We start from the raw sequence: 16,609 nt of genomic DNA on the forward strand, positions 1-16,609 counted from the left end.
CCAAGTGGAGGTCCAATGATGATTAATAAATTGAAGTTTTGGAAAACTTCCAAGGAAAATAGTGCATTAGAAGATCGAATCAATGCATTAAAGGAGTTCCCATTACCAAAACATATTGCGATAATTATGGATGGAAATGGGAGATGGGCAAAAAAGCGGGCACTTCCACGTATAGCAGGTCATCATGAAGGGATGAAAAGGGTTAGGAGAATAACCCGTCTTGCATCGAAGCTAGGGATTGAAGTTTTGACTCTTTATGCATTTTCCACAGAAAATTGGAAACGTCCAAAAACTGAAGTGGAATATTTAATGAAGCTTCCCGGTGAATTCTTGGGAACATTCTTACCTGAGTTAAAAGCCGAAAATGTTCGTGTTAATATGATGGGATATAAGGATAAACTTCCAGAACACACAATAAGCGCCGTTGGAAAGGCGATATCAGAAACCCAACATAATAATGGATTACTCCTTAATTTTGCTCTTAATTATGGAAGCAGGGATGAAATCGTAAGGGCGGTAAAGAATATTGTACAAGATGTGCAATGTGGAAAATTAAACGAGAAAGAAATCACTGAAGCAAATTTTTCTGATTATTTAATGACACATCATCTTCGGGATCCGGATTTATTGATTCGTACAAGTGGCGAAATTCGATTAAGTAACTTTATGCTTTGGCAATTAGCCTATACTGAATTTTTCTTCTCTGATGTATTATGGCCAGATTTTAGTGAAGAAAACTTAGTGGAAGCAATAGAAGTATACCAACAACGATCAAGAAGATATGGTGGTTTAAAAGAAAAGGGCGGGGAAGAATGAAACAACGAATTATAACAGCAGTAATAGCTGCCGCAATATTTATACCAATTGTATTATATGGACGATTACCGTTTACTATTTTAGTTTATTTAATGGCTTTTATTGCCTTAGGTGAAGCATTAAGGATGAGTAAATTAAAGGTAATGTCATTTCCTGGAATTATTTCATTTGTTATGTTAGGGATTTTTTTGATTCCTCATCAATATATTGAAGTAGTAGAGAAATTTGGATTATCGAAAATGGATTATCTCTATATAGGTTTACTTATCCTCTTATGCTATACCGTTGCTTCTAAGAATCGCTATTCTATTCTAGATGCAGCTGTTATGTTACTTTCTATATTTTATGTCGGTTTCGGATTTTATAACTTTATTTACATAAGAGATAATGGCCTTACATTTATTTTATATTCCTTATTTATTATTTGGGCTACAGATTCTGGAGCGTATTTTATTGGACGGGCACTTGGAAAAAGAAAACTATGGCCAGAAATAAGTCCTAATAAAACAGTAGAAGGATTTTTTGGAGGAATATTTTGCGCACTAATAGTTGCGATTCTTTTCTCGTTATTTTCCAACATACCAACTTCTATGCTAAAATTAATTATTATTACGGTCATATTATCCGTGTTTGGTCAAATGGGCGATTTAGTTGAATCTGCCTTAAAGCGCCATTATAATGTGAAAGACTCAGGGAGAATACTACCTGGTCATGGTGGTATTTTAGATAGATTTGATAGTTTATTATTTGTATGGCCTTTAATTAGTTATTTGCTATTGCCATCATAAAATATCACTTTAGATTTTAAGCGAGTCATGAACCTGAGATTTTTGGGAGTTGAAAAGTATTGAAAAATATAAGTTTGTTAGGGGCAACAGGATCAATAGGGACACAAACACTAGATGTAATAAGGAAACATCCAGAAAAATTTCGGTTAGTTGCCTTGTCTGTTGGGAAAAATATTGATCTAGCTAGAAAAATTATTCATGAATTTAAACCCGAATTAGTATCCGTCCAGTCTAAAACAGATTTTGATAAATTGAGAGTGGAATTGGGCTCTAATATCCAGCTTTCTTATGGAGAAGATGGACTGGTGGAAGTAGCGGTTTATGAAAAAACCGACATATTGGTGAGTGCTGTATTAGGAAGTGTTGGACTTTTCCCGACCTTACAAGCTATCAAAGCAAAAAAAACGATAGCAATTGCAAACAAAGAAACACTCGTAACTGCGGGACACTTAGTAATGAATGAAGCAAATCACAATCAAGTCTCGCTCCTTCCAGTCGATAGTGAGCATTCAGCTATCTTCCAATGCTTACAGGGAGAACAAGATAAAGATATTGAAAGATTAATTATAACAGCATCTGGAGGCAGTTTCCGTGATAAAAAAAGAGAAGAATTAGTTGCGGTTACTGTTAAAGATGCCCTTAGCCATCCAAATTGGTCAATGGGGGCAAAGATCACTGTCGATTCTGCTACAATGATGAATAAAGGCTTAGAGGTAATTGAAGCACATTGGCTCTTTAATCTTCCATTTGAAAAAATAGATGTGCTCTTACATCGAGAAAGCATTATCCATTCCATGGTAGAATTTCAAGATGGAAGTGTGAAAGCGCAATTAGGAACACCAGATATGCGAGTTCCGATCCAATATTCATTAAGTTATCCGGAGCGTATGCCTTTACCGTCCTCAGAAAGATTAGATTTAACTCAAATTGGTAAGCTTCATTTTGAAAAAATGGATTTAGAACGGTTCTATGCATTAAAGCTTGCCTATGAGGCTGGTAAAGTAGGCGGGACAATGCCTACGGTACTAAATGCAGCAAATGAAATTGCAGTAGGAGCTTTCTTGAATGAACAAATTTCCTTTTTACAAATTGATGAACTTGTAGAAAAGGCCCTTGAAAGGCATAATGTGATAAAGTATCCTGATTTAGATACGATTAGAACCATTGATATGGAAACAAGAGAATATATAAACTCACTCATAAAATAAAGGTGGTTTTTCATTTGACAACATTAATAGCCTTTATCATCATATTTGGTGCATTAGTATTTTTTCATGAAGCGGGACATTTTTTCTTTGCTAAGCGTGCTGGGATACTATGTCGAGAGTTTGCTATCGGGTTTGGTCCTAAATTGATCTCCTTCAAAAAAAATGAAACACTTTACACGATTCGTCTCCTACCTATTGGTGGTTATGTCCGCATGGCAGGAGAAGACCAAGAAATGCAGGAGTTAAAACCCGGACAACGTGTAGGTTTAATACTAAATAAGGATGATAAAGTAGAGAAAGTTGTTATAAATGGTAAAGAAAAATATTCAAATATTCGTTTCATTGAGGTAGATTCTGCAGATTTGGAGCATAAGCTTTATATTAAGGGCTATGAGGAAGGGGAAGATGAGAATTTAAAAACATTTTCCGTTTCGAACGAAGCTGTGCTAGTTGAAAATCAGACTGAGACGCAAATAGCTCCATGGAATCGTCAATTTGCATCAAAGTCATTAGGACATCGTGCAATAACAATTTTTGCAGGACCGATGATGAACTTTGTCCTAGCAATTGTTATTTTTACAGTGTTAGCTGCATTTCAAGGTATTCCAATCACAGAACCAGTTTTGGGGGATTTAACCCAAGATGGTGCCGCAAAAGCAGCTGGTCTCCATAAAGGAGATAAGGTAATTAGTATTGATGGGTCCGAAATTTCGAATTGGAATGATATTGTAGAAATTATTCAAAAGCATCCGGGTGAAGAGTTGATCTTTACTGTTGAAAGAAATCATCAAACGAAGGACATTTCTGTAACACCAAAAATTGAAAAAAATGAAAAAAATCAGGAGTACGGAATGATTGGGGTGCACAGTCCTGTTGAAAAATCCCCATTAAAAATTGCCACATATGGATTTAAACAAACATATGAATGGACTATTAGAATATTCCAGATGCTAGGGAAATTAGTTACTGGTCATTTTTCCATTAATATGTTATCAGGACCTGTCGGCATATATAAATCAACCGAGGTTGTTGCTCAATCAGGTATTCCATACTTAGCGCAATGGGCTGCACTATTAAGTATTAATTTAGGAATAATGAACTTATTACCGATTCCCGCTTTAGATGGTGGAAGATTATTATTCTTCGCTGTTGAAGCATTACGAGGGAAACCAATTGACCGTCAAAAGGAAGGAATGGTTCATTTTATCGGGTTTGCATTATTGATGCTTTTAATGATTATCGTAACATGGAATGATATCCAAAGATTTTTTCTATAGATGAAGGAGCAATCGGTTTTCGCCGATTGCTTTTCTCTTTATGTTATAATGGTTTAGTTCTAGCGCCTATCGGCTAGCGAATCTCACTCATTCGTACGTCGGTGAGCAAGGCGCTTTCGCTTTTCATATTTGTTAATGTTTTTACATTGAAATTGTGACTAAATTTTTCTATTATGGAAAGGGTAAATATGAAATATTAAAGGATGGGAGAGGGGAAAATGTCAAGCAATCCCGCCGAAAAAAAAGAACGATTTCGTCTATTATTACAACAACTTGACTTAACGGAAGATACATTTTTTGAACATTTTACAAATGCGGAAATTGAAAAATTAGTAGTGGAGCGTGCATCCAAACGCTGGCATTTTTATTTTGGATTGGAAAGAATCCTACCATTTCCAATTTTTAACCGATTTGTTCTTCAATTACAAAAAACATTCCAGCATATAGCTAATATCCATTTCTCTATCTATGTAAAAGATCAATCCTATGAAGAACAAATGATTGCTGATTACTGGAAGTACTGTTTAAAGGATATTGAAGGTATTTCGCCGATGCTCCTTTCTTTACTTCATGAACAATACCCGCAAGTTAAAGGAAATAAGCTTACGATTGAGACACGGAATGATACAGAAGCACGAACATTAAAGCTAAAATATGGAGAAATAATTGCAGGTTCATACCAATCATTAGGATTTCCAACATTTGTTTTAGACAGTGTCATATCTCAAAATCAATCAAATGAGGAATATCAAAAATTTGTAGAGGAAAAGAAAAAAGAAGACGAGGAACGCGCAAAACAAGCAGTAATGGAAATACAAAAGAAAGCTTCTGATAAATCCGATAGTGATGTGGATAGTGGTCCACTATTTATCGGAATGAACATTAAGGACGACGACTCTTATAGAAAAATAGAAGAAATCGTGGATGAAGAAAGACGAGTATTTGTAGAAGGTTTTGTATTCTTTGCAGAAACAAAGGAGCTTCGCAGTGGTAGAACACTATTAACCTTTAAAATTACCGATTACACAAGCTCTATTCTAGTAAAAATGTTTTCACGTGATAAAGAGGATGCAGAGATTCTTGGCAAGGTAAGAAAAGGGATGTGGCTTCGTGCCAGAGGAAGTATCCAAAATGATACATTTGTAAGAGATTTAGTAATGATTGCAAATGATTTAAATGAAATTAGGCCGGTTGAACGAAAAGATAAAGCACCGGAAAATGAAAAACGGGTTGAGCTTCATTTGCACACACCAATGAGTCAGATGGATGCTGTTTCTTCTATGAGCGATTTAGTAGCCCAAGCAAAAAAATGGGGTCATAAAGCAATCGCATTAACCGATCATGCAGTCGCACAATCTTTCCCTGAGGCGTATAGTGCTGGGAAGAAACATGATATAAAAATATTATTTGGTATCGAAGTGAATTTAGTAGATGATGGAGTTCCTATTGCATATAATGACGCTCATCGTTTATTGTCTGAAGATACCTTTGTCGTATTTGATGTGGAAACAACCGGGCTTTCAGCTGTTTATGATACTATCATCGAACTTGCGGCTGTAAAAATAAAAAATGGTGAGATTATAGATCGCTTTGAATCTTTTGCGAAAGCACATCGATCTTTATCGACAACCATTATTGACCTTACTGGTATTACGGATGATATGATCAAGGATGCACCAGAAGTGGACGAGGTCTTGAAAAAGTTTCATGATTGGACAGAAGATGCTATACTTGTAGCCCATAATGCATCGTTTGATATGGGATTTTTAAATGTTGGCTTCACCAAAATGGGTTATCCAAAAGCAAAAAATCCTGTAATTGATACATTAGAACTAGCAAGATGGCTTCATCCAGATTTTAAAAATCACCGATTAAACACATTAGCGAAAAAATTTGATGTAGAGTTAACTCAGCACCATAGAGCAATATATGATACAGAGGCAACCGGGTATATATTAATTAAATTGCTAAAGGAAGCTGCTGAAAGAGAAATTGAGTATCATGATCAGTTTAATCATTTTATGGGAGAAGGCGGAGCGTTCAAACGTGCAAGACCATTCCATTGCACTTTATTAGCCCAAACGGAAGCGGGATTAAAGAACTTATTTAAACTAGTGTCCCTTTCCAATATTGATTATTACTATCGTGTACCCCGGATACCACGTTCCAAACTTCAAATGTTCCGAGATGGGATATTAGTAGGTTCTGGTTGTGATAAGGGTGAGGTTTTTGAAGGAATGATGCAAAAAGGCCCTGAAGAGGTAGCGGAAATTGCTAAATTTTATGATTATCTTGAAGTTCATCCAAAGGACGTTTATGCCCATTTATTAGAGTTGGAGTTTATTCGTGATGAAAAAGCTTTAGAAGAAATTATTACGAATATAGTCAATTTAGGAGACAAATTAAATTTACCTGTTGTCGCAACAGGAAATGTTCACTACTTACATCCTAATGATAAAATATATCGTAAAATATTAGTCAACTCGCAAGCTGGTGCAAATCCATTAAATCGCCATAAGCTTCCTGATGTACATTTTCGAACTACGGATGAGATGCTAAATAATTTTTCATTTTTAGGTACGGAAAAAGCGAAGGAAATTGTCATTACAAACACGAATAAAATTGCCGATTTGATTGATTCCATTAAACCGATTAAAGATGACTTATACACACCAAAAATCGAAGGTGCGGAAGATGAAATTAAAAACATGAGCTATTCACGCGCAAGGTCCATTTATGGTGAAGAATTACCTGAAATCGTTGAGGCAAGGCTAGAAAAAGAATTAAAAAGCATAATTGGCCACGGATTTGCTGTTATTTACTTGATTTCACATAAATTAGTTAAGAAATCGTTGGATGATGGTTATCTCGTTGGGTCTCGTGGTTCAGTAGGTTCATCGTTTGTTGCAACGATGACCGAAATTACAGAAGTGAATCCATTGCCGCCACATTATATTTGTACGGAATGTAAGCACTCCGAATTCTTTAATGATGGTTCTGTTGGTTCTGGTTTTGACTTACCAGACAAAAATTGTTCCAATTGCGGTGCTAGTTATAAAAAAGATGGACATGATATTCCGTTTGAAACATTCCTTGGCTTTAAGGGGGATAAAGTTCCAGATATTGACCTTAACTTTTCAGGTGAATATCAACCGAGAGCACATGCCTACACTAAGGTATTATTCGGAGAGGACTTTGTTTATCGTGCAGGAACGATTGGAACGGTAGCAGAAAAAACCGCCTATGGCTATGTTAAGGGATATGCTCAGGATAATAATCTTCATTTGCGCGGTGCTGAAGTTGATCGTTTAGTGCAAGGCTGTACTGGTGTTAAGAGAACAACTGGTCAGCATCCTGGAGGAATTATCATCATCCCAGACTATATGGACGTGTATGATTTTACGCCAATCCAATATCCTGCAGATGATAATAGTTCTGAGTGGAAGACGACCCATTTTGATTTCCATTCGATTCATGATAATGTCTTGAAAATGGATATACTCGGGCACGACGATCCGACTGTTATTAGAATGCTTCAGGATTTAAGTGGTATGGACCCGAAAACAATTCCAACAGATGATCCAGAAGTGATGAAAATCTTTAGCAGTACGGAATCATTAGGTGTTACATCGGAGCAAATTATGTGTAATACAGGGACACTTGGGATACCTGAATTTGGTACACGATTTGTTAGGCAGATGCTAGAGGATACAAAACCTAAGACCTTTTCAGAACTTGTTCAAATCTCAGGTTTGTCTCATGGAACAGATGTATGGCTCGGGAATGCACAAGAGCTTATTCATAACGGTACATGTACACTTCCAGAAGTTATTGGCTGTCGTGATGACATCATGGTTTATTTAATATATCAAGGAATAGAACCATCTTTAGCATTCAAAATCATGGAGTCGGTGCGTAAAGGAAAAGGACTTCAACCTGAAATGGAAGAGGAAATGAGAAAGCAGAATGTTCCCGAGTGGTATATTGATTCTTGTAAAAAAATTAAATATATGTTCCCAAAAGCTCATGCGGCAGCATATGTACTAATGGCTGTTAGAATTGCTTATTTTAAAGTCCATCATCCACTCTTTTATTATGCAGCATATTTCACGGTAAGAGCTGAGGACTTTGATTTAGAGTCCATGGTAAGAGGCAGCAACGCTATACGATCCAAAATTGAGGAAATTAATGAAAAGGGCTTGGATGCGGCACCGAAGGAAAAAAGTTTACTTACTGTGCTCGAGATTGCGTTGGAAATGGTGGAACGTGGTTTTCATTTTCAAAAAGTAGATTTATATCGTTCTAGTGCAAAAGATTTTATTATAGATGGGGAATCACTAATTCCACCTTTTAACTCTATTCCGGGTCTAGGCACGAATGCTGCTTTAAATATTGTAAAAGCACGTGAAGCAGGAGAATTCTTGTCTAAAGAGGACTTGCAGCAAAGAGGTAAGGTTTCAAAAACAATTATTGAATATCTAGATAAGCATGGTTGCTTAGTAGATTTACCAGAGCAAAATCAGCTTTCGTTGTTTTAGTAATTGATTGTAGTTGTCTTATTTGTCCAGTTACAGCGCCTATCGGCTAGTGAATTTCTATTTGTCCAGCTCCAGCGCCTATCGGCTAACAAACTTCCGGTCTCCTCCCTGAGATAAGTCAACATCGGCTCCTGAAGAACCTCGCCGTGTTTCCTTTATCTCAGTCGAAGCCCTACAGTTTGTACGCCGATGAACAGGCGCTTCCGCTTTTCTATTTGTCCAGTTACAGCGCCTATCGGCTAGTGAATTTCTACGTCTTCTCCCTACGATAAGTCAACATCGGCTCGTGAACTACCTCGCCGTGGTTCCTATATCTCAGTCGAAGACTACGAAATTCATACGCCGATGAGCAAGGCGCTTCCACATTTCTAATTTGCATTAATTTGTAGGTTATGGTATATTTTTATTGGAAATACTACTGATAACTCTCGTATTTAAGAGTGGGGCTTACCCGCTCTTTCTTGTTTTTCACATTTATAGTTAAACATAAACAAAATTGCTTCGTGAGTTCATCATTTTATAATTTGTGGATTAGTCTTCGGTTATCAACAATGTAGGTGGACATTTGTAGGAGGTATTTATGAGTAAAGTAACGGACATTATTGAGGGACTCGTTACACCAATCGTAGAGGAAATGCAGCTTCAACTCGTTGACATTGAATATGTAAAAGAAGGGAAAAATTGGTTTCTTCGTGTTTATATTGACAATGAAGATGGTATAGATATTGAAGAATGCGGTATAGTCAGTGAACGTCTAAGTGAAAAGCTTGATGAAATTGATCCAATTCCTCAAAATTATTTCCTTGAAGTTTCATCTCCGGGTGCAGAACGGCCGTTAAAGAAAGAGAAAGATATTGTTAATGCCGTAGGGAAAAATGTAAATATTAAAACCTATGAAGCCATTAATGGTGAGAAAACTTTTGAAGGCAAACTTTTAGCTTTTGACGGCGTAACATTAACCGTTGAGGTGAAAATCAAAACGAGAACAAAGGAAATCAGCATTCCATACGAAAAAGTGGCTAATGCCCGTCTAGCGATTATTTTTTAGATTTTTGACAATAAAGAATGGAAAATAACTGCACAGCGATTATTGTTGTGACAAGTTTTACTTTTTATTAAGGGGGATGACGTTTCCATGAGCACAGAGTTATTAGATGCTCTACTAATATTGGAAAAAGAGAAAGGAATTTCTCGTGACGTTATTATTGAAGCAATTGAAGCAGCATTAATCTCTGCCTATAAGAGAAATTTTAATCAAGCACAAAATGTCCGAATTGATCTGAATTTAGGAAATGGCACAATGAAAGTTTTTGCTCGTAAAGACGTTGTAGAAGAAGTGTTCGATTCACGACTGGAAATTTCAATCGAAGATGCCCGAAATGTTAATCCTTCCTATGAGATTGGCGATGTTGTTGAGTTGGAAGTTACTCCAAAGGATTTTGGACGAATTGCTGCTCAGACTGCGAAACAAGTTGTTACACAACGAGTTCGTGAGGCGGAAAGAGGAATTATTTATTCTGAATTTATTGATCGTGAAGACGACATTATGACTGGTATTGTCCAGCGTCAAGACCCAAGATTTATTTATGTGAATTTAGGGAAAATTGAAGCGCTATTACCACAAAGCGAGCAAATGCCAAATGAGTCTTATAAGCCACATGATCGTATCAAGGTTTATATTACGAAAGTGGAGAAAACGACAAAAGGACCACAAATCTTTGTTTCACGTACACACCCAGGTCTATTAAAACGTTTGTTTGAAATAGAAGTTCCTGAAATTTACGATGGAACCGTAGAGATAAAATCGGTAGCGCGTGAGGCTGGAGACAGATCGAAAATATCTGTACATACCGATCAATCTGAAGTGGATCCGGTTGGTGCTTGTGTCGGACCAAAAGGTACAAGAGTTCAAGCGATAGTAAATGAGTTAAAAGGTGAAAAAATTGACATCGTAGAGTGGTCTGAAGATCCAGTCACTTTTGTTGCCAATGCTCTAAGCCCATCAAAAGTATTAGTTGTAATCGTTGACGAAAATGAAAAAGCGACGACGGTTGTTGTACCAGATTATCAACTATCTTTAGCTATTGGTAAAAGAGGTCAAAATGCTCGTTTAGCAGCTAAGTTAACCGGATGGAAAATTGATATTAAAAGTGAAACGGATGCTAGAGAATTAGGTATTTATCCTCGAACGAATACAATATTATTTGATGATGATGATGACACCTACGATACATTCGATGTAACCGAAGATGATTTCGAATAAGAGGTGATCAAAAATGGCTACTCGAAGAAAAATTCCATTGAGAAAATGTGTTGCAACAGGTGAAATGAAGCCAAAGAAAGAAATGGTACGAATCGTACGTTCCAAAGAAGGCGAAGTATCGATTGATCTAACAGGCAAAAAATCTGGTAGAGGTGCATACCTTTCAAAGGATAAAGAGGCAATAATACTTGCGAAGAAAAAAAATATATTAGCTACTCATCTTGAAGCAAGTGTTAATGAAGAAATATATGATGAGCTAATGAAGCTTGTGGAGAGAGAGAGCATAAAGTAAATGAGTCACTCAAAAGCCATGTCTCTGCTCGGTTTAGCAAATCGAGCTCGTAAAGTAATATCAGGGGAAGAACTTGTACTAAAAGATATTAAATCTGGTCGTGCAAAACTTGTATTACTTTCAAAGGATGCCTCACAGAATACCTCAAAGCGAATACAAGACAAGTGTCTATACTATAATGTTCCCGTTGTAATGGTTGACAATAGGGAGGAGCTTGGTTCCGCAATTGGTAAGGAAGCTAGAGTAGTTGTAGCAATAAGCGATGCTGGCTTTGCGAAGAAACTTACAACACTGCTCGCAAGAATTTGATGGGGGTGAACATATGAGTAAAACAAGAGTTTATGAATATGCAAAAAGCCATAATATTTCAAGCAAAGATGTTATTACAAAGCTAAAAGAGATGAATATTGAAGTTACCAATCATATGTCAACTATAGATGGGAATGCTATTGAGAAATTGGACTCGATCTACAATAAGAAAGAATCCAATAGCAAAAATAGTAACAATCAGCCAAATAGTGACAAACAACAAAAGAGTAACCAACAACAAAAGAGTGATAAGCAACAAAATATTAATAACACTAGTATTAAACCGGCTACTAGAATAAACAATACGGAAGATGAAGAGGATATCGTGACAGAAAAAGTACAAACAAAACCACATACAAAACAAAAAACACAGAATTTAGACGGTAAAAAAACAAATAAAGAAAATTCTTTAAAAGAAAATAAAGTTTTTACAAATAGTAAGAAAACTAACAATAAAAATAAACAAAAGCATAAACAACACACACCACCACCACAACAAGTTCAAAAGAAAAAAGAGTTGCCAAAGAAAATTGTTTTTAGTGAATCATTAACAGTTGCAGAACTTGCTAAAAAGTTACATCGAGAACCATCTGAAATTATTAAAAAGCTATTTATGCTTGGAGTAGTTGCTACCATTAATAAAGAGCTTGATAAAGATGCAATCGAACTAATTGCTACTGAATATGGTGTTGAAGTAGAAGAAGAAATCAAAGTTGATGTAACCGACCTTGAGGTTTATTTTACAGAAGATCCAGCTGAGGAACTAGTGGAACGTCCTTCTGTTGTAACGATTATGGGACATGTTGACCATGGGAAAACAACTACCCTAGACTCTATTCGTAATACAAAAGTAACTGCAGGTGAAGCAGGTGGTATTACACAACATATTGGAGCATATCAAGTAGAAGTAAACGGGAAAAAGATTTCATTCTTGGATACTCCTGGGCATGCTGCATTTACAACAATGCGTGCACGTGGAGCTCAAATCACAGACATTACTATCTTAGTTGTTGCTGCTGATGATGGTGTAATGCCGCAAACAATTGAAGCTATAAACCATGCTAAAGCAGCAAAAGTACCAATTATTGTTGCTGTTAATAAAATGGATAAACCGGGTGCAAATCCGGATCGTGTAATGCAGGAATTAACAGAATATGGCCTTATCCCTGAAGATTGGGGCGGAGATACTATTTTTGTGCCGATTTCTGCACTAAATGGTGAAGGTATTGATAACCTCCTTGAAATGATTTTACTTGTGTCCGAGGTTGAGGAATACAAAGCAAACCCTAATAGAAATGCACTCGGTACCGTTATCGAAGCTCAATTGGATAAAGGACGCGGATCTGTAGCTACACTGCTTGTTCAAAATGGTACCCTTAAAGTAGGAGACCCAATAGTAGTCGGACACACTTTCGGTCGTGTGCGTGCAATGGTGAATGATTTAGGGCGACGTGTTAAAGAAGCAAAACCTTCTACACCAGTTGAAGTTACAGGCTTAAATGAAGTGCCCCAAGCGGGTGATCGTTTCGTTGTATTTGCTGATGAAAAAACAGCTCGTCAAGTAGGTGAAGCTCGTTCCCAACAAGCCGTTTTAGCGCAAAGAAATGATACGGCTCGTATTAGCTTAGATACATTATTTGAGCAAATGAAGCAAGGGGAAATGAAGGATATCAACATTATCGTTAAAGCTGATGTACAAGGTTCAGTAGAAGCACTTGCTGCAGCATTACAAAAAATAGATGTTGAAGGTGTCAACGTAAAAATTATTCATACTGCAGTAGGTGCGATAAATGAATCTGACATTACTTTGGCAGCTGCATCTAATGCAATTGTTATTGGCTTTAACGTCAGACCTGATGTAAATGCAAAACGTGCTGCAGATGCTGAGAAGGTTGATGTTCGATTACATCGAATTATTTACAAAGTAATTGAAGAAATCGAATCCGCTATGAAAGGGATGCTTGATCCAGAGTTTGAAGAAAAAGTTATTGGGCAAGCAGAAGTTCGTACTACCTTTAAAGTGTCTAAAATCGGTACCATTGCAGGATCTTATGTCACTGACGGGAAAATTACTCGTGACAGCGGTGTTAGGGTAATTCGAGATGGTGTTGTTATTTTCGAAGGAGATATTGACACATTAAAACGATTTAAAGACGATGCGAAAGAGGTTAGTCAAGGTTACGAATGTGGTATTACCGTTAAAAACTTTAATGATGTGAAAGATGGAGATATCATTGAAGCTTATATCATGCAAGAAGTGGAAAGAAAATGATAGGCAGTCTTGAATGCGAATTTCGCATTTATGATTGTACGTCATTAAAAGATAAGAGAGCAGTTCTTCAGCGGGTCTTAACTCGTTTAAAGCAAAAATATAATGTTTCCGCTGCTGAGATTGATCATCAGGATGTTTGGCAACGGACAAGAATTGCAGTTGTAACAGTTGCCTCTTCGCAAAAGGCAGCAGAAAGAGAATTGGATAATACACTAAGGTTTCTAGATTCTTTTCCAGAATGGGAAAGGCTAGAAACGAATTATGAGTGGTTGTAAACTGTGAGGTGTTTAGGATGAGCCTACGTGCTAACCGTGTCGGTGAACAAATGAAAAAAGAGCTAAGTGACATTATCGGTCGAAAATTAAAAGACCCACGTATTGGCTTTGTTACTGTAACTGGTGTTGAAGTTACAGGTGATCTTCAACAAGCGAAAGTTTATATTACGGTCCTTGGAGACCAAAAGCAAAGGGAAATTACATTAAACGGATTAGAAAAAGCAAAAGGATTTATCCGATCCGAAGTTGGCCATCGAATCCGCTTAAGAATAACTCCCGAGTTATTTTTTGAAATCGATGAATCCATTGATTATGGTAATAAGATCGAAACATTATTAAAAGAAATTCATCGAGAAGACTAGTAAAAAAAGATAGACATCTTAATGTCTATCTTTTTTGATATGATAATACAAGAAAACAAACATAATAAAAGGAGTAAGATTATGGACGGTATTCTTCCTTTATGGAAGCCTCAAGGTATGACTTCACATGACTGTGTTTTTAAAGTTCGGAAAATGCTAAGGATGAAGAAAGTTGGTCATACAGGGACATTAGATCCGGATGTTACAGGGGTATTGCCCATTTGTTTAGGACGTGCAACCAAAGTCGCTGAATATATTACAAATGCTGGAAAAGAATATGAAGGTGAGGTTACGATCGGTTTTTCCACAACAACTGAGGATTCCTCAGGAGAAAAAGTGGCTGAAAAACCAATCGAAAAGCCTTTTTCAAAAACAAAGATTATTGAGGTGTTAAATTCTTTAACAGGAGAAATTACACAAACCCCTCCGATGTATTCAGCAGTTAAAGTAAACGGAAAAAGACTTTATGAATATGCAAGACAAGGGATAGAAGTGGAAAGACCAACTCGAACTGTTAATATTTATCATATAGATTTATTAGATGATAGAGAATTATTTGAAGGAGAACGGGTTTCTTTCCGTTTTCGTGTTCGATGCAGTAAAGGTACTTATATAAGGACTTTGGCTGTCATGATTGGGGAAATGCTTGGTTACCCAGCACATATGTCGTTTTTAACGAGATTATCATCAGGATCTTTTACGAAACAGGATTGTGTTACATTTGAAGAGCTAGAAGAAAAGATTCAGGAAAATACAATAGAAAATATTATTCTTCCTTTAGAAAGAGGACTTTTTGGTTTGCCGAAAATAGAAATTAATGATACATTAGCAGAGAAAGTGAAAAATGGTGCGGTTTTATCCAAAGAAACATTAGATTGGACTAACATGACTGAAGCCGCAATATTGCATCATAATCAAGCAATAGCTATTTACGCAGAACATAAAGAAAAAGCTGGTCTAGTGAAACCAGTTAAAGTATTTTAGTTAAGTTGTTTTCGGACGATTTGTTTAAAATCCAAATACCGATTTTAACCTGTTTAAAACTTGTTGCTTTTCGGCACTAGTTATAATCCCAATCTGATATGGTTTTTGGGCATCTTTTCTTATATAGTTTATTTATTTTTAACCAAGTAAACTTTTTTACGGAAAGTTTTCGTATACAAAAGCAACAACTGTTAAGAAAAGAGACTTTGTTATGATATATGTAATAGAAAATAGGTGAGAAATAAAATGAAAGTTTTAACATTACATCATCCACATTCTTATGCAAGAAACGATTTTCCTCCCTTAGTAATGGCACTTGGTTATTTTGACGGCATTCATCTTGGCCATCAAAAGGTAATTAAAACCGCAAAGAAAATTGCAAATGAGAATCAATGGAAAAGTGCTGTGATGACATTTGATCCACATCCGTCTGTTGTTTTAAGCTCACAACATAAACATGTAGAGCATCTAACACCACTCGAGGAAAAGATTCGGTTAGTTGAAGATCTTGGAATTGACTATTTAATCATTGTCCGTTTTACTTCGAGTTTTGCTAGTTTAGACCCGCAAGAATTTGTCAATCAATACATAGTAGGTTTACATGTACGTCATGTTGTCGCAGGCTTTGATTTTACATATGGGAAATTTGGAAAAGGAAATATGGAAACAATGAAGGTTCATTCAAATAACCAATTTAACTGCACTATAATTGAAAAGTTACTTTCTCAAGAAGATGATGAAAAAGTAAGTTCTACCTTAACTCGCAAAAGGATAAATGAAGGAGATGTAAAAGGCGCTTATCTTTTATTGGGACGTTATTACAGAACAACTGGAATTGTCGTTCATGGAGAAAAAAGAGGTAGACAAATTGGCTTTCCAACTGCCAATATTAACGTAAATGGGGATTATATCATTCCAAAAAATGGAGTGTATGCTGTAAGAATTTATGTTAATAATCAATGGTTTTCAGGTGTTTGTAATATTGGTGTCAAGCCAACCTTCAAAAATCCTAATGAATTTATGAGATCTATTGAGGTACATATTATCAATTTTGACCATTCTATATATGGTGAAGAAGTGATTATCGAATGGCATATAAGAATCCGTGATGAACAGAAATTTGCTGGTATTGAAGCCTTGAAAACACAAATTGCAAAAGATAAACAAACTACGATTAATTACTTTGCACAAGCCGAATAAATATGATAGAGATGTAAGCTTCTTG

General features: G+C 36.3%; 14 protein-coding genes. All 14 read left to right on the forward strand.

Features of this window, described 5'->3' with window-relative positions; translation table 11 throughout:
* Positions 1 to 18: 18 nt before the first annotated feature.
* The 14 genes from uppS (at position 19) to ribF (ending at position 16,584) form a co-directional block, all read left to right on the forward strand.
* On the forward strand, positions 19 to 816 hold the full coding sequence (gene uppS / locus AC3WJF_RS01010; protein WP_492449292.1) for an undecaprenyl pyrophosphate synthase: 798 nt from the start codon (positions 19 to 21) through the stop codon (positions 814 to 816).
* Entirely contained in the window at positions 813 to 1,604 is a 792-nt protein-coding gene (locus AC3WJF_RS01015; RefSeq protein WP_492449218.1) for a phosphatidate cytidylyltransferase, read from the forward strand. The genes uppS and AC3WJF_RS01015 overlap by 4 nt, the downstream gene beginning before the upstream one ends.
* A 59-nt stretch (positions 1,605 to 1,663) precedes the next feature.
* Positions 1,664 to 2,812 (forward strand): 1-deoxy-D-xylulose-5-phosphate reductoisomerase, encoded by a 1,149-nt coding sequence (locus AC3WJF_RS01020; protein WP_492449220.1) that lies wholly within the window; start codon positions 1,664 to 1,666, stop codon positions 2,810 to 2,812.
* Positions 2,813 to 2,826: 14 nt separating this feature from the next.
* The gene (rseP, locus tag AC3WJF_RS01025) at positions 2,827 to 4,089 is read left to right on the forward strand and encodes an RIP metalloprotease RseP (RefSeq protein WP_492449222.1); all 1,263 of its coding nucleotides are present in this window, start codon (positions 2,827 to 2,829) and stop codon (positions 4,087 to 4,089) included.
* 218 nt (positions 4,090 to 4,307) lie between these two features.
* Positions 4,308 to 8,627 (forward strand): PolC-type DNA polymerase III, encoded by a 4,320-nt coding sequence (locus AC3WJF_RS01030; RefSeq protein WP_492449224.1) that lies wholly within the window; start codon positions 4,308 to 4,310, stop codon positions 8,625 to 8,627.
* Between the two features lie 580 nt (positions 8,628 to 9,207).
* On the forward strand, positions 9,208 to 9,675 hold the full coding sequence (gene rimP / locus AC3WJF_RS01035; protein WP_492449226.1) for a ribosome maturation factor RimP: 468 nt from the start codon (positions 9,208 to 9,210) through the stop codon (positions 9,673 to 9,675).
* A gap of 87 nt (positions 9,676 to 9,762) precedes the next feature.
* A complete protein-coding gene (nusA, locus tag AC3WJF_RS01040; RefSeq protein ID WP_492449228.1) occupies positions 9,763 to 10,890 on the forward strand; it encodes a transcription termination factor NusA in 1,128 nt (375 codons plus the stop codon).
* A 13-nt stretch (positions 10,891 to 10,903) separates the two neighbouring features.
* Positions 10,904 to 11,182 carry an RNase P modulator RnpM gene (rnpM, locus tag AC3WJF_RS01045; protein WP_492449230.1) on the forward strand — a complete coding sequence of 93 codons (279 nt, stop codon included), beginning with the start codon at positions 10,904 to 10,906 and terminating at the stop codon, positions 11,180 to 11,182.
* Complete coding sequence (locus AC3WJF_RS01050; RefSeq protein ID WP_492449232.1) at positions 11,183 to 11,491, forward strand: YlxQ family RNA-binding protein; 309 nt, start codon at positions 11,183 to 11,185, stop codon at positions 11,489 to 11,491. It abuts the gene before it with no gap.
* Between the two features lie 13 nt (positions 11,492 to 11,504).
* Entirely contained in the window at positions 11,505 to 13,763 is a 2,259-nt protein-coding gene (infB, locus tag AC3WJF_RS01055; RefSeq protein ID WP_492449233.1) for a translation initiation factor IF-2, read from the forward strand.
* Positions 13,760 to 14,038 carry a DUF503 domain-containing protein gene (locus tag AC3WJF_RS01060; RefSeq protein WP_492449234.1) on the forward strand — a complete coding sequence of 93 codons (279 nt, stop codon included), beginning with the start codon at positions 13,760 to 13,762 and terminating at the stop codon, positions 14,036 to 14,038. The genes infB and AC3WJF_RS01060 overlap by 4 nt, the downstream gene beginning before the upstream one ends.
* Positions 14,039 to 14,055: 17 nt before the next feature.
* Complete coding sequence (gene rbfA / locus AC3WJF_RS01065; RefSeq protein ID WP_492449235.1) at positions 14,056 to 14,400, forward strand: 30S ribosome-binding factor RbfA; 345 nt, start codon at positions 14,056 to 14,058, stop codon at positions 14,398 to 14,400.
* An 81-nt stretch (positions 14,401 to 14,481) separates the two neighbouring features.
* Positions 14,482 to 15,384: a tRNA pseudouridine(55) synthase TruB gene (truB, locus tag AC3WJF_RS01070; protein ID WP_492449236.1), complete on the forward strand. Its 903-nt coding sequence runs from the start codon at positions 14,482 to 14,484 to the stop codon at positions 15,382 to 15,384.
* A gap of 246 nt (positions 15,385 to 15,630) precedes the next feature.
* Positions 15,631 to 16,584, forward strand: a complete 954-nt coding sequence (gene ribF, locus AC3WJF_RS01075; RefSeq protein WP_492449237.1) for a bifunctional riboflavin kinase/FAD synthetase — start codon at positions 15,631 to 15,633, stop codon at positions 16,582 to 16,584.
* The last annotated feature ends 25 nt before the right edge of the window (positions 16,585 to 16,609 follow it).

The sequence above is a fragment of the Heyndrickxia sp. FW510-T9 genome (assembly GCF_058781025.1).

Bases quoted from the DNA above. Each gene is read 5' to 3' on its own strand.
- uppS (WP_492449292.1), top strand. From the start codon at position 19: ATGATTAATAAATTGAAGTTTTGGAAAACTTCCAAGGAAAATAGTGCA.
- AC3WJF_RS01015 (WP_492449218.1), top strand. From the start codon at position 813: ATGAAACAACGAATTATAACAGCAGTAATAGCTGCCGCAATATTTATA.
- AC3WJF_RS01030 (WP_492449224.1), top strand. From the start codon at position 4,308: ATGTCAAGCAATCCCGCCGAAAAAAAAGAACGATTTCGTCTATTATTA.
- rimP (WP_492449226.1), top strand. From the start codon at position 9,208: ATGAGTAAAGTAACGGACATTATTGAGGGACTCGTTACACCAATCGTA.
- nusA (WP_492449228.1), top strand. From the start codon at position 9,763: ATGAGCACAGAGTTATTAGATGCTCTACTAATATTGGAAAAAGAGAAA.
- rnpM (WP_492449230.1), top strand. From the start codon at position 10,904: ATGGCTACTCGAAGAAAAATTCCATTGAGAAAATGTGTTGCAACAGGT.
- AC3WJF_RS01050 (WP_492449232.1), top strand. From the start codon at position 11,183: ATGAGTCACTCAAAAGCCATGTCTCTGCTCGGTTTAGCAAATCGAGCT.
- infB (WP_492449233.1), top strand. From the start codon at position 11,505: ATGAGTAAAACAAGAGTTTATGAATATGCAAAAAGCCATAATATTTCA.
- AC3WJF_RS01060 (WP_492449234.1), top strand. From the start codon at position 13,760: ATGATAGGCAGTCTTGAATGCGAATTTCGCATTTATGATTGTACGTCA.
- rbfA (WP_492449235.1), top strand. From the start codon at position 14,056: ATGAGCCTACGTGCTAACCGTGTCGGTGAACAAATGAAAAAAGAGCTA.
- truB (WP_492449236.1), top strand. From the start codon at position 14,482: ATGGACGGTATTCTTCCTTTATGGAAGCCTCAAGGTATGACTTCACAT.
- ribF (WP_492449237.1), top strand. From the start codon at position 15,631: ATGAAAGTTTTAACATTACATCATCCACATTCTTATGCAAGAAACGAT.